Source organism: Exiguobacterium sp. s189, from assembly GCF_018617615.1.
GTDB lineage: Bacteria > Bacillota > Bacilli > Exiguobacteriales > Exiguobacteriaceae > Exiguobacterium > Exiguobacterium aestuarii_A.
Map to the genome: position 1 here is coordinate 298,491 of NZ_JACSKM010000003.1, position 20,821 is coordinate 319,311.

Consider the following 20,821-nt stretch of genomic DNA (forward strand, 5'->3'; position numbering starts at 1 on the left):
CACTCATGATGTTGAGTGGACGGTTTTTTTGTATAGATGTTCTTGCTATTTCAAGAAAACACCTTATACTGATAGAGGTGTTTATACATGTTGTTTACTCATGTCAATACACCTGTATGATTGTAAGGAGGATCTCATATGTTCAAGAAAAAAGGAATCTCACTTAGCCCGTCTGTTTATTTTGTGACGGCACTTAGTTATATGGCACTAGGGTTGTTCAGTACGTTGATCATCGGTTTGATTATGAAGACGATTGGTGGTCAGCTTGAAGGGACCGCATTTGCTGGAATAAGCGCTACGCTCGTTCAAATTGGGGACGTGGCGATGAGTCTGACGGGTCCAGCGATCGGGATCGCGATTGCTTATGCCCTTGAGGCGCCACCTCTTATTTTATTTTCTGCACTCGTTGTCGGGACGTTCGGATATGAGTTTGGACCGGCCGGTAGTTACGTTGCCACACTTTTAGCCGTTGAGGTATCAAAACTTGTATCGAAATCAACGAAGCTTGATATTTTGGTGACGCCATTTACGACAATCGCAGTCGGTTTCTTCACAGCGACATATATCGGGAAATATGTAGGGATGTTCATGACACAGCTCGGTAGTTGGATTGAGTGGGGGACTGAGCAACAACCATTGTTCATGGGAGTCGTCGTAGCGACACTCATGGGGTTGGCATTGACTGCGCCAATTTCGAGTGCGGCCATCGCTTTGATGCTCGGGTTGAACGGTATTGCCGCTGGTGCCGCGACGGTCGGATGTGCTGCTCAAATGATTGGGTTCGCGATTACGAGTTATCGCGATAACGGAGTCGGCGGAGCGATTGCGCAAGGAATCGGAACGTCGATGCTTCAAGTCGGGAATATCGTGAAAAATCCTTGGATTCTTTTACCCCCTACATTAGCTGGGGCTGTCCTCGCACCAATCGCGATTCTATTGTTTGAACTAGAAAGTGTGGCAGCTGGGGCAGGGATGGGGACAAGTGGACTCGTCGGTCCGATTGTCATGCTAGAAACGATGGGCTTCAGTTGGTACACGTTTATCATTGTCCTCGGCTTCCTAGTCATCGGACCTGCTTTGTTAAGTTATGCGGTATACGCTGTATTGAGAAGGACTGGACGTATTCAGCCAAACGATATGAAAATTGACTATTAAAAGAAGCGCCGTTTGAAGCAAACGGCGCCTTTTCGTGTCATCCGATACCGAATAAGACTTTGACAGAATCAACCGTCTCGCGAGGGACACGGAAGCTGATGAGGAACAGTAGAAGGACGATTACATAGATTGGGATCAAATATCGTTTTCGTACAATCGGTAAATGACGGGCGAGTTGCTTGAGCCACTTTTCGAGGACATAAATGATGGCAAAGCCCACAACTAGCCAAATCAAGATCTCGAGTCTCGTTTTATCGGTATCAATAAATAAATATCCATATCGCAAAATGGCGAGCATCCCAAAGACGCCGACCATCTGTTCGAGCGGATGTTTCATTTCAGGATTCAATTTTTCTCGTGTCAATTTCATATAGTTTCACCTGTTTCAACTAGTTTCGGCTTTGATTATAACAAACAGCAGAGCAGAATGTGTGACAGGACTTATGCTATTATAAGTGAGGAAAAAACGAACAGGAGTGGTTAATCATGAAACAATTATCAACAATGGCAGAATATACAGAAGCAAAAGAATCAAAAAGTATTTTCATGTTCTCGGCAACATGGTGTGGAGATTGCCGTTTCCTCGACCCGTTCATGCCTGAAATCGAACAGAAATTTGAAGACTGGACGTTTTATTACGTTGACCGTGACGAGTTTATGGAACTCGCGCAAGAGCTCGATATTTTTGGGATTCCAAGCTTTGTCGCATTTGAAAATGGTAAGGAAATCGATCGCTATGTCGGTCGCGAACGGAAGACGCCGGAACAGGTCGAAGCATTCTTGAATGGATTAGGGTGACCCTTTATGGAACGGAATGAGTTAAGACGCTATTTAGAAGCGAATTTCAAAGAGGACTATCGCACATCTTATGACCGCGAGAATGAGGTGTTGCGCGTCGAACGGAAAACTGATCGCTTTGGTGTGAATATTCGACTCGCACCAATCGTCGCGAAAGCGAAAACGCGGGGCAAAGTGGCAGTCGATGAAGTCATCGAATACATCGAGTCGGCAATGAAGGCAGATGATCAGATCTCACTCGCCGGAAAATTGGATGCCATCTATCCGGTCATTCGTTCGAACTCGTTCGCAAAGACGACGAAAAGTGGAGAACCACTTATTTTCAGTCCGCATACGGCGGAGACCGCCATCTTTTACGCGCTCGATCGCGGGAACGGCTATCGTTTAATCGAGGAGAAGCATGTATCCGGTGATTTGACGCTTGAAACGATTGAACGCATTGCCCGGGAAAATGTCAAAAAACTCCCGACCGAGATGAAACAAGATGAAGTTGCAGGCAACCCGTTCTACTTTTTATCGACGCGAGACGGCTACGAGGCATCGCGCATTTTAAACGATGATTTTCTTCGAATGATGGAGCGCCGAGTTGAAGGGGATATGCTTGTCGGTGTACCACATCAAGATGTGATGATTATCGCCGATATCCGAAACGACCAAGGGTATGATGCGATGCAGCAATTGATGTTTGACTTCTTTACGAATGGTCGTGTCCCAGTAACTGCACTCGCCTTTCATTATGAGGCAGGGCAACTTGAACCGATTTTTATTGTCGGAAAAAAGACCCCGCCATCGAACACATAATCTGATAAAATAAGTGAGATGAGTTTGAAAGAAGGGACGTAGGAACGTATGCAAATGAATGTGTTTTATAACCGAGAAGGAATCGGCGATGTACTCATGGTGTTATTGAAAGAGGGAGAACGTCACCATCAATCTGTAGAACGAACAGGTGACGTTGCCATCGTCAAATCTGAAGACGGAGCCGTCAACGGATATAATTTGTTTCAAGCAAGTGAGCACTTTGACGTCACAGGTTGGAACGGTCCAGTTGATTTGACGACGGAATTGGTTGAACAGGTACAAGCTGTCTTGAAGGAAAATGGAATTGACGAAGACTTCTTATGGGTAGATGTGACACCGAAGTTTGTCGTTGGTTATGTGGAAAGTGCGGAAAAACATCCGGATGCGGATAAGTTATCCGTTTGCCAAGTTCAAATCGACCAAGGCACTGTTCAAATCGTATGTGGCGCACCAAACGTCGCGACTGGTCAAAAGGTAGTCGTAGCCAAACCAGGAGCGGTCATGCCGACCGGTTTGATTATTCGACCATCGGCACTTCGTGGAGAGAGCTCGCATGGCATGATTTGCTCGGCGCGTGAATTAAATCTTCCAAATGCCCCGCAAGAAAAAGGGATTTTAGTATTAGATAACGAATATGAAGTAGGTACAGCATTTGAAATCGGTCGCTAAACTCGACCGATTTTTTGTTAAATATGGATTGAGTGAAAAAGCGAGGAATCAAGTATGGATGCATATGAACGTTCATTGAAACAACAAGCAGATCGAATCAAACGAGAGCTGTCGAAAGAAGGACAGCCGGTCTCACCACCTCCGAAGGTAGATATCACCGATGAATTCATTCCGACTGATGTTCCTTCACCGATTTACGGATATGCCCGTCCAAAACCGAAGATTGTTCTGCCGGTCGAGCATTCTCCTGAAACGAGAGAACCGTTCGAAATGAGCACAGCGTCTGAAGTGGTTCCGTCTGAAGAGTCGCTTCAAGATGAAGAGATCGTTAGCATTAGTCCTGAAATAGACGCAGAACATGTTGAAGACATTTCCGGGGAAACGACCGAAGAAGAAAAATCGATTCTCGGTCAGGTTTCGATTTTAGATAACGGTTTTTCGTCCGTCTTTATGCAATCAACGGATTTATCCCGTTCGAAAAAAGAAGAGGTCGTGGAAGTTCATCAACATGCAGCGCCAGATGAAAGTTTAGACTTCGACGGTTCTGTGGAACAAATCGGAGAGTCGATTGAGCAGATTGCAGAAAAATTACAAACACCATCTGAACAAGAAGAATTACCGGCTGACACCGAATTGACACCGGCTGTTCAAGTTTCGTTTAAAGCCGACCAACCGCCTGTAAATGTGATGATGACGCCAAAAGATCGCATGGCGATGTACCGTAGCCGACGACTTGCACAAAAAAACAATAATCTGTAATAGCACGACTCAGTGAGTTTTGCTATAATGACAAAGGTTTGTCGCATTTTGACGAGCCGCAATGAATTAGGGGGGCTATTTACAGATGAACCGTTATCACTTCGTCGGAATTAAAGGAACGGGCATGAGTCCTTTAGCTCAAATTTTATTTGATATGAATAATGAGGTCCGTGGATCGGACGTTGAAAAAGCATTTTTTACAGAAGAAGCATTAAAACGAAAAGGGATTGAAATTTTGCCATTCGACCCTGAAAATATTTCTGAAGATCAAATCGTCGTACAAGGAAACGCGTTCAGTGACGATCATCCAGAAATCGTACGCGCGCGTGAGCTCGGATTGACGATTTATAAGTACTACGAGTTTTTAGGTGAGCTCGCGAATCATTACACAAGTGTCGCCATCACAGGGTCACACGGTAAAACATCGACTACAGGTTTGCTTGCACACGTCATGCGTGGAATCGAACCGACATCATTCTTGATTGGTGATGGAACAGGTGAAGGTGTTGCCGATTCAAAGAACTTTGTCTTCGAGGCTTGCGAATATAAGCGTCACTTCTTATATTACCGTCCGGACTATGCCATCATGACGAATATCGACTTTGACCATTCGGATTATTTCTCTGGTTTAGACGATGTCATCGATGCATTCCAGGAGATGGCGAAGCAAGTGAAGAAAGGAATCATTGCCTGTGGCGATGATGAGAATCTTCAGCACATTCAAGCGAACGTACCACTCGTCTATTACGGGTTTGGGACGCATAACGATTTCCGTGCGGAAAACGTTACGTCGACCGAAAACGGAACGACGTTCGATGTCTTTTTACGTGACGACTTTTACGGAACGTTCCGCATTCCTGGATACGGCGACCATAGCGTGTTGAACGCTCTAGCTGTCATCGCTACCTGTGATTACGAGAACTTACCAAAAGAGTTGGTGAAAGAGCGTCTTGCATCATTCAACGGGGTGAAGCGTCGTTTTAGTGAATCAACGCTTAACAATCAAGTACTCGTTGACGATTACGCACACCACCCACGTGAGATCAGTGCAACGGTCGAAGCGGCTCGGAAGAAGTATGGAGAGCGGGAAGTCGTTGCGATTTTCCAACCACATACGTACACACGTCTTAAATCATTCATGGATGACTTTGCAACAGCATTGGCTGAAGCAGATACGGTCTATCTTTGTGATATCTTCGGTTCAGCCCGTGAACAAGAAGGGACTGTCACAATCGAGGACCTTCAATCACGCATCGACGGTGCGCATATTTTGAAACGTGGTGGTACGAGCGTCTTACGCAATCATGACAAGGCAGTACTTTTGTTCATGGGTGCAGGTGACATCCAAACGTATCAACGTGAATATGAAGAAATCGTAAAACTTGAAGCATAAGACGGGGGAGGGACGAATGTCTCTCCTTTTTTATGTTTAGCCAACCAAAATCTCGGTAATAGTACTATCGATGAATATGACAAAGGAGATGTTTGGAATGGCTAGTCAAGGTGCACTCAATACGTTAAACAAGGAAGTCGCAAACTATGGGTTACTGTTTGTGAAACTGCATAATTATCATTGGTACATTAGCGGTCCTCACTTCTTTACGTATCATGAGAAACTCGAAGAGCTCTATAACTTAGTGGCGGAACTCTACGATGACGTAGCGGAAAGACTTCTTATGAATGACGGTGAACCGTTTGCGACGATGAAAGAGTATTTGGAACACTCGACGCTGACAGAAGGTGATCGTCATGCGGAAACGGATCAGATGATTAAAGATATCATCAACGACTTCAAACAAATTCGCCAAGAGATGCAAGATGCGATGGAAAACTTTGAAGACGGGGATGAAGCGATTGAAGATACGTTCGTCTCTCATATCGAGCGACTCGAAAAAGAGATTTGGATGATGTCTGCCGCACTCGGTAAAAAAACAAAATTGTAACCACAAAAATGGTGCGCCTGACGAAGGCGCACCATTTTATATTATTTCAAGTTTTCCGGATTGAGTGGAAGCAACGCATCGATGACGAAACGTCCGTCTTTACGAATGAGGACATCATCGAACCAAATCTCACCACCGCCATAATCCGGGCGTTGGATGTTAACGAGGTCCCAGTGAACTGACGAATTATTGCCATTATAGGCATCGTCATACGCTTGACCTGGCGTGAAGTGGAAGCTGCCGTCAATTTTCTCATCGAAGAGGATATCTTTCATCGGATGTTGAATGTACGGGTTCACACCGATTGCGAACTCACCGACATAACGAGCTCCTTCATCTGTGTTGAACACTTCATTGATTCGTTCTGTATCATTGGCCGTCGCATCCACGATTTTGCCGTCTTTGAACGTCAACTTTACATTCTCGAACGTGAATCCTTGGTATGGAGATGGCGTGTTGTACGTGATCACGCCATTGACCGAATCTTTTACCGGTGCCGTAAACACTTCACCGTCTGGAATGTTCATTTGACCAGAGCACTTGATTGCCGGAATATCTTTAATAGAGAACGAGAGGTCCGTTCCTGGTCCTTTCAATGTGACACGGTCTGTCTTGTTCATCAATTCGACCAATCCGTCCATGGCACGGTCCATTTTGCCGTAGTCGAGTGTACATACATTGAAGTAGAAGTCTTCGAACGCTTCTGTTGATTTACCTGCCAATTGTGCCATCGATGGAGAAGGGTAACGAAGTACGACCCATTTCGTCCCTTTGACACGGTCTTCCGTGTGCATTTTACCGAGTGTGGCACCGACGAGTTTTTGTTGCTCACTCGGCACGTCAGAAAGTTCGTTGATGTTATCACCGGCACGTAAGCCAATGTACGCATCCATTGCCTGCATCTGTTTCCGTTCGATGTCAGCCATGAGTTCGAGTTGCTCACGACTTGCTCCCGTATACAATTTGCGTAAGATGCGGCTCTCTTTCAACAAGACGAATGGGTGTCCGCCGGCCTCATATGCTTTTTCGACGAGTGCCTCGACGAGCGATTCCTCTACGCCAAAATTCTCAATCAGTACTTTTTCCCCCGGTTGTAACTTGACGGAATAATTGATTAAACCGTCTGCTAATTGTGTAATTCTTGGATCTCTCACACGACCACCCCTAATTATTTTTATGAATTTCTATTTTAGTGTAATCGAAAACATAAAAACGGGTAAAGGAATAATCAGACCGAATGGCGAAAACGGTTGTAGCAAATCTTTTCAGTCATAATGGTGCTATAATGAAACAAGAAACGATTGAATAGGAGGAATGGATTGAATGGAGATCACATTAGGAGGCATCGCTGGCCTGATTGCAGCCCTCGCGTTTGTCGTACTCGTCATCTTCTTGGCACGTGTCTTATCGAATGTAAACCGTACACTCGGTAGCGTCGCCAATACGACAGAAAACTTAGAACGCCAGCTCGACGGAATCACAATGGAAGTGACGGCGCTCTTACATAAGACGAACCGTCTCATCGACAACGTGGAAGAAAAAACAGAGTTGCTCGCACCTGTTGCCCATGCACTCGATGAATTAGGTACATCACTGAACGAGGTAACTGAATCGGTCCGTACCGTCTCAACTTCTGTCCACTCGGCAGCGGATGAAAACAAAGAACAGATTGCTCAAGCGGTTCGATGGGGATCGGTCGCGGTAGAATTGTTCAAGAAAAACAAACCAGAATCATCTACTACGAAAGAACGTCCACGTCGTCGTACACGACGCGAAAAGAAAGAGGAAGCACCTGTATCGCCCGACATGATTAACACGGACGATACAATCAAATAACGATACATCGGGGAGGAACTCACACATGACAGACCAAAAACAACCAACAGAACAGAATCAATCAAGTAGTGGATTTTTGACGGGTGTCATTCTCGGAGGGATCGTCGGAGCGGCTGTCGCACTATTGACATCACCGAAAAGCGGACGGGAAGTAAGAACATACCTAGACGAAAAGACATCTACATCGCGTGAACGATTGACTGTCAAATCAAAGGAAATGCGTGAGAAGGCAGAGCCAGTCGTCGGTGAGTGGATTAAAGTGGCGAGCGATAAAGCGGCACCGGTCCTCAATATCGTGAAAGATAAGGCGCGTGAAGCGGCCGAGTTAAAACAACAGATGGACGAGGATGATCTCTCAATCGAAGAGGCGATGGAGAAAGCGGATCAACTTGTCGCAGAAGCGGAATCTGAAGTGAAAGAACAGATGGACCGCGCGGCTGAAGAAGAAACGACGGACTCATCGCTTGAATCTGAGTCAGACGATTCACTCGAAGCACCTGTCAATGAGATGCTCGATGATGAGTCGAAAGAAGAACTCAATGATTTGAAGAAAGACCTTAAAAAAGAAGAATGATGTAAAAGGGCCGAATGCGTTCGGTCCTTTTTTGGTGATTTTGTGACGTAGAAGGTTTCCTTATGACAAAGCGCACAAAGTTCGATATAATTAGGTTTCTGGAAAGAACGGCTTAAGAATGTGAGGGAAACGAATGAGTCCACAAGATCAATTGAATCGATTACGTCGAGAAATGGATGAATTGAACCATGAAATGCTCGACTTGCTAAGTCGGCGTGGTGCACTTGCCGTCGAAATTGGAAAAATCAAACGTCTTCAAGGCGTCGAACGATACGACCCGGTCCGGGAACGAGAGATGCTCGATTTCATCGCAGCTTCGAATCAAGGACCGTTCGAAACGTCACGTCTTCAACATATTTTTAAAGAAGTATTCAAAGCGTCTGCTGAACTACAAGGCGAAGACCGGGATAAGACGTTACTCGTTTCGCGTAAACGTCAACCGGAAGATACGTTGGTCCATGTGAAGGACGTGACGATTGGGAATGGACGTCCGCAGCTGATTGCGGGGCCATGTGCCGTCGAATCGTTCGAACAAGTGAACGCCGTCGCAGAGAAGCTCGCGTTGTCTGGAGTGAAAGTGATGCGAGGCGGGGCATACAAACCACGTACATCGCCGTATGACTTCCAAGGCTTAGGTTTTGAAGGGTTGAAAATGCTGAAGGCTGCGGCAGATCGTCATGATTTACGTGTCATCACGGAGATTATGACACCAGGTGCAGTCGAGTCGGCCTTGCCATATGTCGATATCATTCAAGTTGGTGCCCGGAATATGCAAAACTTTGATTTGTTGAAAGAAGTCGGTAAGACAGACAAACCGGTCTTGTTGAAGCGTGGATTATCCGCTACAATCGAAGAGTTCATTTATGCGGCAGAGTACATTATGGCGAGTGGGAACAGCCAAGTCATCTTATGCGAGCGAGGGATTCGGACGTATGAGCGTGCGACACGCAATACGTTAGACATCACGGCAGTGCCGATTTTGAAACAAGAGACGCATTTACCGGTTATGGTAGACGTCACCCATTCGACAGGTCGTCGTGACTTGTTGTTGCCGGCTGCGAAAGCGGCACTTGCTATCGGGGCAGACGGTGTCATGGTCGAAGTACACCCGAATCCTGCCATTGCATTATCGGATGCGCAACAACAATTGGATTTCGATCAATTCGATCAATTTGTGGAAGGACTGACGGTCCAGTTTCCCCAACTTGATTTGGTGAAAAAGTAAGCTTTCCAAATGGAAACGTTTTATATCGCATGAAGACAGGGTAAATGGATGACAGATACCTGTCTTCCTTTTTTAAGACGTTTTATGAAAACTTTTTGAAAATCAGGACTTGTAGGAGGAGTAGTTTATGAATAGTAACAACGTAACGATTTACGATGTCGCACGAGAAGCCGGGGTGTCCATGGCAACCGTCTCTCGTGTTGTCAACGGAAACCCGAACGTCAAACCGACGACACGCAAGAAAGTACAAGATGCGATTGACCGTCTTGGGTATCGTCCGAACGCCGTCGCGCGTGGACTAGCAAGTAAGAAAACGACGACGGTCGGTGTCATCGTACCGGACATCTCAAATATTTTCTTCGCTGATTTGGCACGAGGCATTGAAGATGTGGCGACGATGTACAAATACAACATCATCCTTGGAAACTCGGATTCAAGTCGTGACAAGGAAGTTCATTTATTGAATACGCTATTAGGGAAACAAGTGGACGGCATCATCTTCATGGGTGGACGCTTACATGAAGATCTCGTCGAAGAGTTCAAAAAATCACCGGTTCCAATCGTTCTCGCAGCGACGTTGAACCAAGGATATGACCTCCCGGCCGTCAACATCGATTATGAGCAAGCGGCATATGATGCGACTCAGATGTTGATCAACCACGGACATGACCGTGTTGGATTCATCACTGGACCACTCGAGCAACAGATCAATGGCGAGAAGAAATTCGCGGGATACCGTCGTGCTCTCGAAGATGCAGGTCTTCCGTTCCACGACAACGATATGATTCTCGGGAATTACACATACGCATCAGGTCTTGAAGCGATGCAAAAAATGTTGCAGCGAGACGATTGCCCGAAAGCAATCTTTGCTGGGACTGATGAGATGGCCCTCGGTGTCATTCATGCCATTCAAGATGCAGGCTTCTCGGTTCCGAACGACTTTGAAGTCGTCGGTCACGATAACACGCGTCTCGCGACGATGATTCGTCCGAAGTTGACGACTGTCGTTCAACCGATGTACGATATCGGAGCCGTCGCGATGCGTCTCTTGACAAAGATCTTGAACGCAGAAGAAATCGAAGAGAAAAACGTCGTGCTTCCTCACCGGATTGAGCGTCGTGATTCGCTTCGCCAAGACTAACGAAAAGCCTCCCCATCCGTCACATCATGTGAGGGAAGGGGAGGCTAATTTTTATACATAAATTGATTTTCGGTCATTTGAGATAAACGGCCAAAAGGCTCGTTTCGTGACTTCCCAATTCTTTTCTTCGATTTGTTGACGTCGCGGGATATGGTCAAACGAATAAAGTGAGTCGTCCCACCGAGTAGGCAACGGTTGACCAGCGATACCGGACCACTTCTCAATCCACTCTTGCGGGATATCCCCAGAATAGGGTGCCTCTCTCGTTAATCCAGCCCATACTTGAGCCCAAGCACGTGGCACGGCACGATACCAGTCATACCCGCCGCCACCAAGGGCGACGAGACGGCCATCTGTATATTCATCTGCCAGACGTGAGGCAATCTGAGGAATTTGTTCAAACGTCCGGATTGTTGATGCCAGATGGGTGAGCGGATCGAAGGCATGGGCGTCTGCACCGTTTTGGGTCAAGATGATATCGGGTTTAAACCATTCGCACGCTTCGCGCAAGACAGTCTCATAGCACGTCAAAAAAGAATCATCTTGAGTGAACGCATCGACCGGTACGTTCCAACTGTAGCCGTATCCTTTACCGTTTCCTCGTTCTGTCACCATTCCGGTACCTGGGAACAAATAACGTCCCGTCTCATGAATCGATAGTGTCATCACGTCATCATCGTCATAGAAGAGCCATTGAACGCCGTCTCCATGATGCGCATCGGTATCGACATAAAGGACGCGCGATCCGTATTGTTTCCTGACATGTGCGATGGCGACAGCTGCATCGTTATAGACGCAAAATCCGGATGCTTTACGTCGCATGCCATGATGTAAACCGCCGCCGACATGAAAGGCGCGCTCCGCTTTCCCGCTCGCGACCAAATCGAGCGCATGAATCGTCCCGCCGACAAGCCGAGCGGCTCCCTCATGAATCGTCGGAAAGATAGGTGTGTCTTCCGTACCAAGCCCAAACTTATTCGCTTTCAGCGTAGAAAGTTCTCCCGCAGCCGCAGTTTGGACGGCTTCGATATAATCGAGGTCGTGAACGAGCGCTAACTCTTCAACCGAGGCGAGTGGAGGAGACACACATTCCGATTTGGAAAGTTTTCCGGCTGCAATCAAAAGTGACGTCGTCAATTCCAGCCGTAGCGGATTGAATGGATGATCCTCATGAAAGCGATAAGACGTCTCGTCTTCGCCAAATATGTAAATCGGTCTCATCGCGACATCTCCGGACCGAGGACATCATAGCCTTCACGTTTCAACCGTTCGATGATTCGGAGCGGGTTCATCGTCTGGACACGGAACGAGATGATGCGTTTATACGGATCACTTGTCGGATGAACGAAGACGTTGATGATATTGACGTTCGTTTTGGCGAGGAGTCGGGTCACTTTTTCGAGTGTACCGGTCGTATTTTCGACGAGGATCTCAATTTGTGAACTCGGTTCGAGTGCGCCGGTCAATTGTACGAAATAACGTAATAAATCGGTCTCTGTTAATACACCGACGAGCTTCCCTCGCTCGACGATCGGGAGGCAAGTTAGCCGGTTTTCGTAAAACAAAGCTGCGGCGTCTTCAAAGAAGTCGAATGGATGCGCTGTCGGTACCTCGGATCGCATGATGCTCGATACAGGGTTTTGAAAGTCTGCATTTTCACTTTCGGGATGAAAGACGCTCGTTGCACCACTCATCTCGAATTGTCCGACAATCCCGACGACTTGGCGGGCCGGATTAGTCACAATCAAATGTCGGACACGATGCTCGCGCATCAATTTGGCGGCATGAGCAATCGTATTGGTCGGTTGAATCGTCACGACATGTCGATTCATCATCTGTTCGATTAGCATGAAATCCCTCCTTAGTCGTACATGAATCGCCGGCGAAGCCGTAGCGAATCAAAATGGTCAATTGATTCTTGGCGCACGTTTTTGCCGATGCGAGCCATCAAACAGTTGGCAGGGTGAGAGGCGATTTCAGGATCGTCTGTCGGGAAGAAGACAAGTCCACCGTGATTCATCATCTTCTCCATAACTTTTCGATAATCCCAAATCGAGAGTCCGCTACCTTTCAAATCCCAGTGCCAATAATATTCAGTCGTTAAAATCAAAAAGTCATCCATATGTGGGTCCATCATCGATACTTCAAGTAATTGTTTCCCAATGCGTTGACCACGGAAGCGAGGACTCACCTCGATTGCCCCAAGTTCAAGGATGTATGGGTCGTTTCCTTCACTCCAACGCTCATACGGGTCAGGATAGAGGAATGTCACGTAACCGATCACGAGATCATCCTGTCTAGCGACAATAATTCTTCCTTCTTTCAACCCAGCAATATCGACAAGAGCCTCGTGCTGATCTTCTGGTTCACGAAAAGCCGTCAATCCTTCATCAAGACGATACGTCTGCAACACGTCGGGCGCAACCGGACCGTCAATCGTGACGTCACCTTGTGAGGTCTGCCACACTTTTGAATGATATTGTTTTTCCATTGGGTCACCACCTTTTCCACCTCTTATTATAGCGCTTTCATCAAGTAGGAATCATCCTGTTTTGATGAAATTGGAAATTCATTGATTTGTCATAATTTTAACACTATACTGAAAGTGGTTATACCAATCTGTACAGGGGAGGCGAATCTTTAGCGATGGAAAAATTGAAAGCGTTAACAGGGGAACATCAATTAGCGTCGTATGAAGAGGCTTGTCAGTCGTTTGAATGGACACAAGCAGAAGCTTTATTTTCTTGGAACTTAACGGGGAAGGTCAATTTGGCATACGAAGCAATCGATCGTCATGCGGAAAGTGAATTGGCGACGAAAGTGGCATTGCTCTATTTCGATGGGGATCGGGAAGAGCGCTACACGTATGCGGATATGAAGCAAGAAAGTAATCGTTCTGGAAATGTTCTGAAGTCGATTGGTGTGGAGAAAGGCGACCGTGTCTTTATCTTTATGCCACGTCAACCAGAACTTTATTTTATTTTACTCGGTGCCATCAAACTCGGTGCCATCGTAGGACCGTTGTTTGAGGCGTTCATGGAACAGGCGGTACACGATCGATTGCTCGACTCTGAAGCAAAAGTGATCGTGACGACGAAAGAATTGTTGCCGCGTGTACCGGTCGACCAGTTGCCACACCTCGAGACGATTCTGCTCGTCGGTGACGATGTCGAAGAGTCGGAGAAAGTGCTCGACTATCGGAAATTGGCGAACGGGGCGACGACAGAACTTGGATTAACATGGGTCGATCGAGAAGACGGTCTGATTTTACACTATACATCTGGATCAACAGGGAAGCCAAAAGGAGTCCTTCATGTTCATAATGCCATGATTCAACATATGATGACCGGTAAATGGGTGCTTGACCTTCAGCCGGACGATATTTACTGGTGCACCGCTGACCCGGGCTGGGTAACCGGGACAAGCTACGGGATTTTTGCGCCGTTCTTGAACGGGGCGACGAACGTCATCGTCGGGGGACGATTCAACCCTGAGTTCTGGTATTCGGTCATCGAACGATTCGGTGTGACGGTCTGGTATAGTGCACCGACGGCGTTCCGGATGCTCATGGGCGCGGGCGATGAGGCGTTTGAAAAGTATGACTTGTCGTCACTACGACACATTTTATCGGTCGGTGAGCCGTTGAATCCTGAAGTCATTCGTTGGGGGCACGAGGCGTTCGACCTCCGCATCCACGATACGTGGTGGATGACAGAAACCGGCGCGATGATGATTTGTAACTATCCGACGATGGACATCAAACCTGGTTCAATGGGGAAACCGATTCCAGGGTGCGAAGCTGCCATTTTGGATGACCGCGGTCAACCACTTCCGCCACACCGAATGGGGAACTTGGCACTCAAGACGCCTTGGCCATCAATGATGCGGAAGATTTGGAAGAACGACGCGAAGTATGAGAGCTATTTCTGGGGAGATTGGTACGTATCGGGCGACTCGGCTTACATGGATGAAGACGGATACTTCTGGTTCCAAGGACGTGTGGATGACGTCATTATGACGGCTGGAGAACGCGTCGGTCCGTTTGAAGTCGAAAGCCGACTCGTAGAGCACCCGGCTGTCGCTGAGGCGGGTGTCATCGGGAAACCGGACCCAATCCGAGGTGAAATCATCAAAGCATTCATTGCGCTTCGAAAAGGTTACGAACCATCGGATGAATTAAAACAAGAAATCCAGCAATTCGTCAAAGAAGGATTAGCTGCGCATGCGGCACCACGTGAAATCGAATTCAAAGACAAGTTGCCGAAAACGCGAAGCGGTAAGATCATGCGTCGCGTCTTAAAAGCTTGGGAGTTGAATCTTGAGACAGGTGACCTCTCGACGATGGAAGATTAAGATATACAAAAAACGGTCGACACGCGATGTGTCGACCGTTTGTTTATGCACCGTCTGAATCGGTGTTCTCTTCAGCTGGTTGATCGGCTTCTTGTTGAGCCTCTTCTTCAGCTTTCTTCTTCGCTTCTTCCTCGGCTTTTTTCTTTGCCTCGGCCTCGGCTTCAGCTTTTGCTCTAGCTTCTTCTTCAGCTTTTTTCTTAGCGGCAGCATCGGCAGCGGCTTCTTGTTTCTTCTCTTCAGCCTCTTCTTTCGCTTCCTCCGCCTCTCGTTTCTTCTCTTCTTCCTTCTTCTTCTCTTCCTCTTCTTTTTCTTTCTCTTCTACTTTCTTCTTCTCAGAGAATGAACCAGAGTCTTTGAAGTCTTTCGCAGTTACGCTAGAAGGTTGTTTGAAGCGGGCATTGACATTGAAAGCATCAGCATTGGCTGCATACGCGAGATTCATCGTTTCTGACCAAATCCGTTGCGTCCGTTGATAGTATTGACCATACCCATTACCATTTTGCATGGTTGCCAATTGTGTGTCGTAGCCAGACCATACTGCTAGAGTCACTTCAGGATTTGAACCAATCAAATATGAATCTTTTCGATCGTTGTTTGTACCTGTTTTCCCAATCCAGTCGCCAGGCACGTTGAACAATGAGTTTGCATAAGTGGCAGTACCAGATGTGAAGACATCACGAAGCATATCAACGACAAGGTATGATGTGCGATCAGAGTATATCCGTGTTTTCTTTGGATTTGCCTCATAAATCGTTTCACCTTGATAGTCAATGCGTTCGACGAGATATGGGTCAACATGTTCTCCGTAGTTAGCTAACATCGCATACGCAGAGGCTAACTTAACTGGTGTGACTTCGCCTACCCCAAGTGCCATCGATGAGGCATTGCGGTTAACATCTGATACTTCAATTCCCATATCGACAAGATGTTGAGTATCAGCCATCATTTGATTACGTTCTTCGTAAATTTTAACGGCAGGAACGTTTAAAGAAAGTTTAAGCGCATCGCGCACAGTAACTGGACCACGATATGTCTTACCTTCGTTATTAACAGGGTCTTTTCGATTACTGTAATCAAACTTATAGAAGTATTCTTCATCTATAATTTGTGTAGCAGGTGTAATCATTCCAGCTTCGATTGCGCTAGCATAGACTAGAATTGGTTTTGCAGTGGAAGCGATTTGTCGGTTTGCGTAAAATGCTCTGTTCAAATCATCCGGCTTACCATTTACATAACGACCACCCACAAATCCAAGAACTTTTCCGGTTTTGTTCTCAATCATGATGGAAGACGTTTGTTCAGGATATGTTTTGTCATTTTCCTTAACGTACTGATTTGGTCCGAAGTTCCCTGCATTTTTGGCAGGTTGTTGCATCGCTTCATGAATTTTTTTATCAAGTGTCAGTTGAATATTAAACCCGCCCTGCCGTAACATGTTGTGAGCACGTTTTGCGTAGCTAGATTTAATTTCTTTCAGTTCTTTTGGTTCAAGGTCGTTCACATTGATTCCATCTTGTTTAATCAAATAGTCTGTGACGATTTGTCGTGTTTGAAGCTCGGCTTCATCAATAACGTACGGATACTTATCCCGTGGTTTCGACTGCGTCTTCATGAAGTCTTGCGTAATGTCATAGTTATACGCTGCGTCATACTCTTCTTGTGTAATCTTCCCAGCGACATACATCCGGTTCAAGACGGTCTTCATTCGGTTGACCGCACCTGACACATCTTCTTTAATGACCCCACCTTGATAGTAAGGTGTATAGAAGAATGGGTTTTTCGGAATACCTGCTAAAAATGCTGCTTGTGGAAGCGTCAATTTCTCAGCAGATGTGTTGAAGACGCCGTTTGCAGCGGCTTCGATTCCTGAAATGTTACGTCCCATCGAGTTACGACCGAATGAGACGACGTTTAGGTAGGCATTTAAAATCTCATCCTTATCCATTGCTTTTTCAAGACGAAGGGCAAGTAGGATTTCTTTTGCTTTCCGTTCGAACGATACTTCATTCGTCAGCATTTGGTTTTTAATCAATTGTTGCGTCAAGGTCGAACCACCTGTGCGATCCTCTGACCCTGTCGCTTCTTGTAAGATGGCACGAAGCGTCGCTTTTGGCACGACACCATCATGTTCATAAAACTCGACATCCTCTGTCGCAAGAAGCGCATCGACCACATAGGGTGATACTTTTTCTACGGGGATTGGAATGCGTACTTCATCGGTCGTGTAGTTCCCGATACGTTCTCCGCTCCCGAAATAAATATTTGACGTCGACGTGTACGTATTGATTTGTGACGTCATCGTCTTATAGGCAGGGGTCGGCATATCTTTGACAAGGGATGCGAAATATCCGACACCGATTCCGGCACCTAAAAATCCGATTAGTACAACAGAAATGATGGTGAGGAGTAAGACGTTCCAAGACACATCATAGATCACATTGGCATAGCGACGTGCTTTCATGGACGTCGGATTATTCCATAAGTCTCGAATCTTCTGCAGCATGACAGCCTCCTTAATATGGTGTAAAACTATTTTAGACAGTAATATATTCGATTATAGCACAATTCAACCTACACCTTACCTTGAAACCGAAGTCTCGTGCAAGTTTCGATAATGGAGTTGACAAGTAGAAAACGATGCTTATAAAATGAATAGCATAGTCAACAATATCATGACGCGATGAAGAAAGCGAAGTAGTCGGTGGGCCTCTTGTCCAGAAAGCTAGTGGTTGCTGTGAACTAGCCAATGCCAAACGATGAATTACACTTTCAGAGCGTGCCTTTAGGCCGGTTCGAGACCGTTATCTCTCGCTCAAGCGGTCGCAAATTGCGACAAGTAGGGTGGTACCGCGGAATCTCCGTCCCTTCTCATATGAGAAGGGACGTTTTTTTTATGTCAATTGAAGGAGTGGAACAGATGGAACTATTAAAAGACTTAGAGTTTCGAGGGCTTGTCAACCAAATGACAGATGAAGAAGGATTGAAAGAACAACTGAAACAACCAACGACGTTGTACACGGGATTTGACCCGACAGCTGACTCGCTTCATATCGGGCACTTGCTCCCAATTTTGACGCTGAAACGTTTCCAACAAGCAGGTCACCAGGTCATCGCGCTCGTCGGTGGGGCGACAGGTATGATTGGAGACCCGTCAGGTCGTTCGGATGAACGTTCATTGAACACGTTAGATACGGTCAAACTCTTCTCGGACCGCATCAAAGATCAGTTGAGCCGATTCCTTCCACTTGAAGGGGAGAACCCGATCACGATTCGCAACAACTACGAATGGACGGAAGAGATGTCCATCATCGATTTCCTTCGCGACATCGGGAAGCACTTCCCAATCAGTTACATGCTTGCGAAAGATTCTGTCGATTCACGCATGGAGAACGGGATTTCGTACACAGAATTCTCATACATGTTGCTTCAATCTTACGACTTCTTGAAACTATACGAGACAGAGAAATGTCGTCTTCAAGTCGGTGGAAGTGATCAATGGGGTAACATCACGGCAGGTCTTGAATTGATTCGTCGCTTCGGTCATTCAGAAAAAGCGTTCGGTCTCACGGTTCCGCTCGTCACAAAGTCGGACGGACAGAAGTTCGGGAAGACAGCTGGCGGTGCGGTCTGGTTAGACGCTGACAAGACGTCACCTTACGAGTTCTACCAGTTCTGGATCAACGTCGACGATGCAGATGTCATCAAGTTCATCAAATACTTCACATTCATGTCGCATGAAGAGATTGAAGCACTTGCAACTGAAGTGGCAGAAGCACCTGAGAAGCGTGTGGCGCAGCGCCGTCTCGCAGAAGAGATGACGAAGCTCGTCCATGGTGAAGCAGGACTTGAACAAGCGGAACGCATCACGAAAGCATTCTTTAGCGGAGATTTGACGTCGCTTCAACCTGAAGACATGGAAGATGCTTTCAAAGGAATGCCGCAATTCGAGCTTGATGGCGAGCGCAACATCGTCGACCTCCTCGTCGAGGCGAAGATTTCACCATCGAAACGTCAGGCACGTGAAGATGTGACGAACGGAGCGATTTACTTGAACGGCGAACGCGAACAAGCGCTTGATAAAGTCGTCACGCGCGAAGACACGCTCGGTGAATTCACAATCATTCGTCGCGGTAAGAAAAAGTACTTTGTGATTCGTCACGTATAATCATCACGTCCGTTCCTTATCTGTTGGGGAATGGACGTTTTTTGTACATTCTATGTTATTCGGATTTGATAAAATGAGGAGATAGGAGGGATGGCGATGGAGATTGAAGAATTTTTCGGCGACCAGTTCCATCAATGGCGTGAACACTTTCGATATTATGAAATGGCGATCACGGAGCTCGAGAGCGATCTCGGGATCATTGACTTGGATTGGCAGACGCGACTCGGTTATTCACCGATTGAACACGTAAAGACGAGAATGAAGACGTTACCGTCCATCGTGCGCAAAATGAAGCGGAAAGACTTACCTCTAGAGGTGTCTGCACTTTGGGAACACGTCCATGATGTGGCGGGGATTCGGATTGTCACGAGCTTCCGTGATGACATCTATGAGATTTTGCGTCATTTAGAGACGCGGGATGATTTGGACATCATTGAAATCAAAGATTATATCGAACATCCGAAGCCGAGCGGGTATCGGAGTTTACATCTCATCGTGAAGACAAAAGTTTATTTGGCCGAGCGGATCATCTGGGTACCGGCTGAAATTCAAATTCGTACACTTGCTATGGATTTTTGGGCGGCGACGGAACATAAGCTTCAATATAAATATCAGCATGAAGTACCGGAGTCATCGAAAGAAGAACTCATTGAGGCGTCACGGATGGCCGATGCCCTCGATACACAGATGGGGCGCATTCGACAAGAAATTCTGAAGAAATAAAAAATCCCCTTCACGAAGAAGGGGATTAAAAGCATTAACGTGAGTAGTACTCGACGATGAGTTGCTCTTTGATTTGGTCGTTAAGTTCAGCGCGTTCTGGGAGACGTACGAATGTACCTTCGAGTTTCTCAGCGTCAAACGATACGAAGTCTTTTGTAGCTGGTGCTACTTCAAGAGCTTCAGCGATTGCTTTCACGTTTTTCGACTTTTCGCGAACTGCGATAACTTGACCTGGTTTTACGCGGTAAGACGCGATGTCTACGCGTGATCCGTCAACTGTGATGTGACCGTGGTTGACGAGTTGGCGTGCTCCACGACGTGTGCGAGCGAGGCCGAAACGGTAAACGAGGTTGTCAAGGCGTGATTCGAGCAAGAACATGAAGTTCTCACCGTGGATGCCTGGCATTTTACCAGCATCGTTGAAGATGCGGCGGAATTGCTTCTCGTTCACTCCGTACATGTGACGAAGTGCTTGCTTCGCTTGAAGCTGAAGACCGTATTCTGAGATTTTCTTACGACCATTTCCGTGTTGACCTGGTGCGTAAGGACGTTTTACTAATTCTTTACCCGTTTCGCTAAGCGAGATGCCTAAGCGACGCGAGAGTTTCCAAGCTGGACCTGTGTAACGAGCCATGATTGGACTCCTCCTTGTTGTTCATGTATTTTGCACAAAAGAACA

At 46.6% G+C, this 20,821-nt stretch carries 21 protein-coding genes and 1 other annotated feature; of the genes, 14 read left to right on the forward strand and 7 right to left on the reverse strand.

Features of this window, described 5'->3' with window-relative positions; translation table 11 throughout:
• Nucleotides 1-138 precede the first annotated feature (138 nt).
• Nucleotides 139-1,155: a PTS sugar transporter subunit IIC gene (locus KNO99_RS06200; RefSeq protein ID WP_214746392.1), complete on the forward strand. Its 1,017-nt coding sequence runs from the start codon at nt 139-141 to the stop codon at nt 1,153-1,155.
• A 37-nt stretch (nt 1,156-1,192) separates the two neighbouring features.
• On the opposite strand, the gene KNO99_RS06205 is transcribed toward KNO99_RS06200, so the two are convergent.
• Nucleotides 1,193-1,525, reverse strand: coding sequence for a hypothetical protein (locus tag KNO99_RS06205; protein WP_214746395.1), 333 nt, complete (start codon nt 1,523-1,525; stop codon nt 1,193-1,195).
• A 116-nt stretch (nt 1,526-1,641) separates the two neighbouring features.
• On the opposite strand from KNO99_RS06205, the gene KNO99_RS06210 reads away from it, so the two are divergent.
• The 6 genes from KNO99_RS06210 to KNO99_RS06235 all read left to right on the forward strand — a co-directional run bounded on the left by KNO99_RS06210 (nt 1,642) and on the right by KNO99_RS06235 (nt 6,125).
• Nucleotides 1,642-1,953 (forward strand): thioredoxin family protein, encoded by a 312-nt coding sequence (locus KNO99_RS06210; RefSeq protein ID WP_074033461.1) that lies wholly within the window; start codon nt 1,642-1,644, stop codon nt 1,951-1,953.
• A 6-nt stretch (nt 1,954-1,959) separates the two neighbouring features.
• Nucleotides 1,960-2,754 carry a DUF1444 family protein gene (locus KNO99_RS06215; protein ID WP_214746399.1) on the forward strand — a complete coding sequence of 265 codons (795 nt, stop codon included), beginning with the start codon at nt 1,960-1,962 and terminating at the stop codon, nt 2,752-2,754.
• A 54-nt stretch (nt 2,755-2,808) separates the two neighbouring features.
• Entirely contained in the window at nt 2,809-3,423 is a 615-nt protein-coding gene (gene ytpR / locus KNO99_RS06220) for a YtpR family tRNA-binding protein (protein ID WP_214746508.1), read from the forward strand.
• A gap of 54 nt (nt 3,424-3,477) precedes the next feature.
• Nucleotides 3,478-4,182, forward strand: a complete 705-nt coding sequence (locus KNO99_RS06225; RefSeq protein ID WP_214746402.1) for a hypothetical protein — start codon at nt 3,478-3,480, stop codon at nt 4,180-4,182.
• Nucleotides 4,183-4,267: 85 nt separating this feature from the next.
• On the forward strand, nt 4,268-5,575 hold the full coding sequence (murC, locus tag KNO99_RS06230) for a UDP-N-acetylmuramate--L-alanine ligase (RefSeq protein ID WP_214746404.1): 1,308 nt from the start codon (nt 4,268-4,270) through the stop codon (nt 5,573-5,575).
• Between the two features lie 97 nt (nt 5,576-5,672).
• On the forward strand, nt 5,673-6,125 hold the full coding sequence (locus KNO99_RS06235; RefSeq protein WP_214693309.1) for a Dps family protein: 453 nt from the start codon (nt 5,673-5,675) through the stop codon (nt 6,123-6,125).
• 41 nt (nt 6,126-6,166) lie between these two features.
• Here the strand turns inward: KNO99_RS06235 and KNO99_RS06240 are convergent, their stop codons facing one another.
• The gene (locus KNO99_RS06240) at nt 6,167-7,279 is read right to left on the reverse strand and encodes an aminopeptidase (RefSeq protein WP_214746407.1); all 1,113 of its coding nucleotides are present in this window, start codon (nt 7,277-7,279) and stop codon (nt 6,167-6,169) included.
• 169 nt (nt 7,280-7,448) lie between these two features.
• Here KNO99_RS06240 and KNO99_RS06245 point away from each other — a divergent pair, with 169 nt between their 5' ends.
• From KNO99_RS06245 to ccpA, 4 genes are all read left to right on the forward strand, one after another.
• Nucleotides 7,449-7,961 carry a DUF948 domain-containing protein gene (locus KNO99_RS06245; RefSeq protein WP_214746410.1) on the forward strand — a complete coding sequence of 171 codons (513 nt, stop codon included), beginning with the start codon at nt 7,449-7,451 and terminating at the stop codon, nt 7,959-7,961.
• A 25-nt stretch (nt 7,962-7,986) separates the two neighbouring features.
• Nucleotides 7,987-8,535: a YtxH domain-containing protein gene (locus KNO99_RS06250; RefSeq protein ID WP_214746413.1), complete on the forward strand. Its 549-nt coding sequence runs from the start codon at nt 7,987-7,989 to the stop codon at nt 8,533-8,535.
• Between the two features lie 133 nt (nt 8,536-8,668).
• Nucleotides 8,669-9,760: a bifunctional 3-deoxy-7-phosphoheptulonate synthase/chorismate mutase gene (locus tag KNO99_RS06255; RefSeq protein WP_214741397.1), complete on the forward strand. Its 1,092-nt coding sequence runs from the start codon at nt 8,669-8,671 to the stop codon at nt 9,758-9,760.
• 127 nt (nt 9,761-9,887) lie between these two features.
• Nucleotides 9,888-10,901, forward strand: coding sequence for a catabolite control protein A (ccpA, locus tag KNO99_RS06260; protein WP_214746416.1), 1,014 nt, complete (start codon nt 9,888-9,890; stop codon nt 10,899-10,901).
• Between the two features lie 51 nt (nt 10,902-10,952).
• Here ccpA and KNO99_RS06265 read toward each other — a convergent pair whose 3' ends face one another.
• From KNO99_RS06265 to KNO99_RS06275, 3 genes are read right to left on the reverse strand one after another with little or no spacing between them, the layout of a single operon-like run.
• Nucleotides 10,953-12,122 carry an acetoin utilization protein AcuC gene (locus tag KNO99_RS06265; protein WP_214746418.1) on the reverse strand — a complete coding sequence of 390 codons (1,170 nt, stop codon included), beginning with the start codon at nt 12,120-12,122 and terminating at the stop codon, nt 10,953-10,955.
• Nucleotides 12,119-12,751, reverse strand: a complete 633-nt coding sequence (locus KNO99_RS06270) for an acetoin utilization AcuB family protein (protein ID WP_214746420.1) — start codon at nt 12,749-12,751, stop codon at nt 12,119-12,121. The genes KNO99_RS06265 and KNO99_RS06270 overlap by 4 nt, the downstream gene beginning before the upstream one ends.
• 11 nt (nt 12,752-12,762) lie before the next feature.
• Complete coding sequence (locus KNO99_RS06275) at nt 12,763-13,392, reverse strand: GNAT family N-acetyltransferase (protein WP_214693289.1); 630 nt, start codon at nt 13,390-13,392, stop codon at nt 12,763-12,765.
• 155 nt (nt 13,393-13,547) lie between these two features.
• On the opposite strand from KNO99_RS06275, the gene acsA reads away from it, so the two are divergent.
• Complete coding sequence (acsA, locus tag KNO99_RS06280; protein ID WP_214746421.1) at nt 13,548-15,254, forward strand: acetate--CoA ligase; 1,707 nt, start codon at nt 13,548-13,550, stop codon at nt 15,252-15,254.
• Between the two features lie 43 nt (nt 15,255-15,297).
• Here the strand turns inward: acsA and KNO99_RS06285 are convergent, their stop codons facing one another.
• Nucleotides 15,298-17,757, reverse strand: coding sequence for a transglycosylase domain-containing protein (locus tag KNO99_RS06285; RefSeq protein WP_214746424.1), 2,460 nt, complete (start codon nt 17,755-17,757; stop codon nt 15,298-15,300).
• 168 nt (nt 17,758-17,925) lie between these two features.
• Nucleotides 17,926-18,123, forward strand: a binding site (T-box leader).
• A gap of 48 nt (nt 18,124-18,171) precedes the next feature.
• Here KNO99_RS06285 and tyrS point away from each other — a divergent pair.
• Together tyrS and KNO99_RS06295 are read left to right on the forward strand one after the other, a co-directional pair.
• Nucleotides 18,172-19,419 (forward strand): tyrosine--tRNA ligase, encoded by a 1,248-nt coding sequence (gene tyrS, locus KNO99_RS06290; RefSeq protein WP_214746427.1) that lies wholly within the window; start codon nt 18,172-18,174, stop codon nt 19,417-19,419.
• 96 nt (nt 19,420-19,515) lie between these two features.
• On the forward strand, nt 19,516-20,142 hold the full coding sequence (locus tag KNO99_RS06295; RefSeq protein ID WP_214746430.1) for a GTP pyrophosphokinase: 627 nt from the start codon (nt 19,516-19,518) through the stop codon (nt 20,140-20,142).
• Between the two features lie 34 nt (nt 20,143-20,176).
• On the opposite strand, the gene rpsD is transcribed toward KNO99_RS06295, so the two are convergent.
• Nucleotides 20,177-20,776, reverse strand: a complete 600-nt coding sequence (rpsD, locus tag KNO99_RS06300) for a 30S ribosomal protein S4 (RefSeq protein ID WP_074033444.1) — start codon at nt 20,774-20,776, stop codon at nt 20,177-20,179.
• Nucleotides 20,777-20,821: the final 45 nt, after the last annotated feature.

Coding starts and splice junctions, on each gene's coding strand:
- KNO99_RS06285 (WP_214746424.1), bottom strand. CDS start 17,757: ATGCTGCAGAAGATTCGAGACTTATGGAATAATCCGACGTCCATGAAA.
- KNO99_RS06225 (WP_214746402.1), top strand. CDS start 3,478: ATGGATGCATATGAACGTTCATTGAAACAACAAGCAGATCGAATCAAA.
- rpsD (WP_074033444.1), bottom strand. CDS start 20,776: ATGGCTCGTTACACAGGTCCAGCTTGGAAACTCTCGCGTCGCTTAGGC.
- tyrS (WP_214746427.1), top strand. CDS start 18,172: ATGGAACTATTAAAAGACTTAGAGTTTCGAGGGCTTGTCAACCAAATG.
- KNO99_RS06265 (WP_214746418.1), bottom strand. CDS start 12,122: ATGAGACCGATTTACATATTTGGCGAAGACGAGACGTCTTATCGCTTT.
- acsA (WP_214746421.1), top strand. CDS start 13,548: ATGGAAAAATTGAAAGCGTTAACAGGGGAACATCAATTAGCGTCGTAT.
- KNO99_RS06235 (WP_214693309.1), top strand. CDS start 5,673: ATGGCTAGTCAAGGTGCACTCAATACGTTAAACAAGGAAGTCGCAAAC.
- KNO99_RS06200 (WP_214746392.1), top strand. CDS start 139: ATGTTCAAGAAAAAAGGAATCTCACTTAGCCCGTCTGTTTATTTTGTG.
- ccpA (WP_214746416.1), top strand. CDS start 9,888: ATGAATAGTAACAACGTAACGATTTACGATGTCGCACGAGAAGCCGGG.
- KNO99_RS06275 (WP_214693289.1), bottom strand. CDS start 13,392: ATGGAAAAACAATATCATTCAAAAGTGTGGCAGACCTCACAAGGTGAC.
- KNO99_RS06210 (WP_074033461.1), top strand. CDS start 1,642: ATGAAACAATTATCAACAATGGCAGAATATACAGAAGCAAAAGAATCA.
- KNO99_RS06295 (WP_214746430.1), top strand. CDS start 19,516: ATGGAGATTGAAGAATTTTTCGGCGACCAGTTCCATCAATGGCGTGAA.
- KNO99_RS06255 (WP_214741397.1), top strand. CDS start 8,669: ATGAGTCCACAAGATCAATTGAATCGATTACGTCGAGAAATGGATGAA.
- KNO99_RS06215 (WP_214746399.1), top strand. CDS start 1,960: ATGGAACGGAATGAGTTAAGACGCTATTTAGAAGCGAATTTCAAAGAG.
- murC (WP_214746404.1), top strand. CDS start 4,268: ATGAACCGTTATCACTTCGTCGGAATTAAAGGAACGGGCATGAGTCCT.
- KNO99_RS06270 (WP_214746420.1), bottom strand. CDS start 12,751: ATGCTAATCGAACAGATGATGAATCGACATGTCGTGACGATTCAACCG.
- KNO99_RS06245 (WP_214746410.1), top strand. CDS start 7,449: ATGGAGATCACATTAGGAGGCATCGCTGGCCTGATTGCAGCCCTCGCG.
- ytpR (WP_214746508.1), top strand. CDS start 2,809: ATGAATGTGTTTTATAACCGAGAAGGAATCGGCGATGTACTCATGGTG.
- KNO99_RS06205 (WP_214746395.1), bottom strand. CDS start 1,525: ATGAAATTGACACGAGAAAAATTGAATCCTGAAATGAAACATCCGCTC.
- KNO99_RS06250 (WP_214746413.1), top strand. CDS start 7,987: ATGACAGACCAAAAACAACCAACAGAACAGAATCAATCAAGTAGTGGA.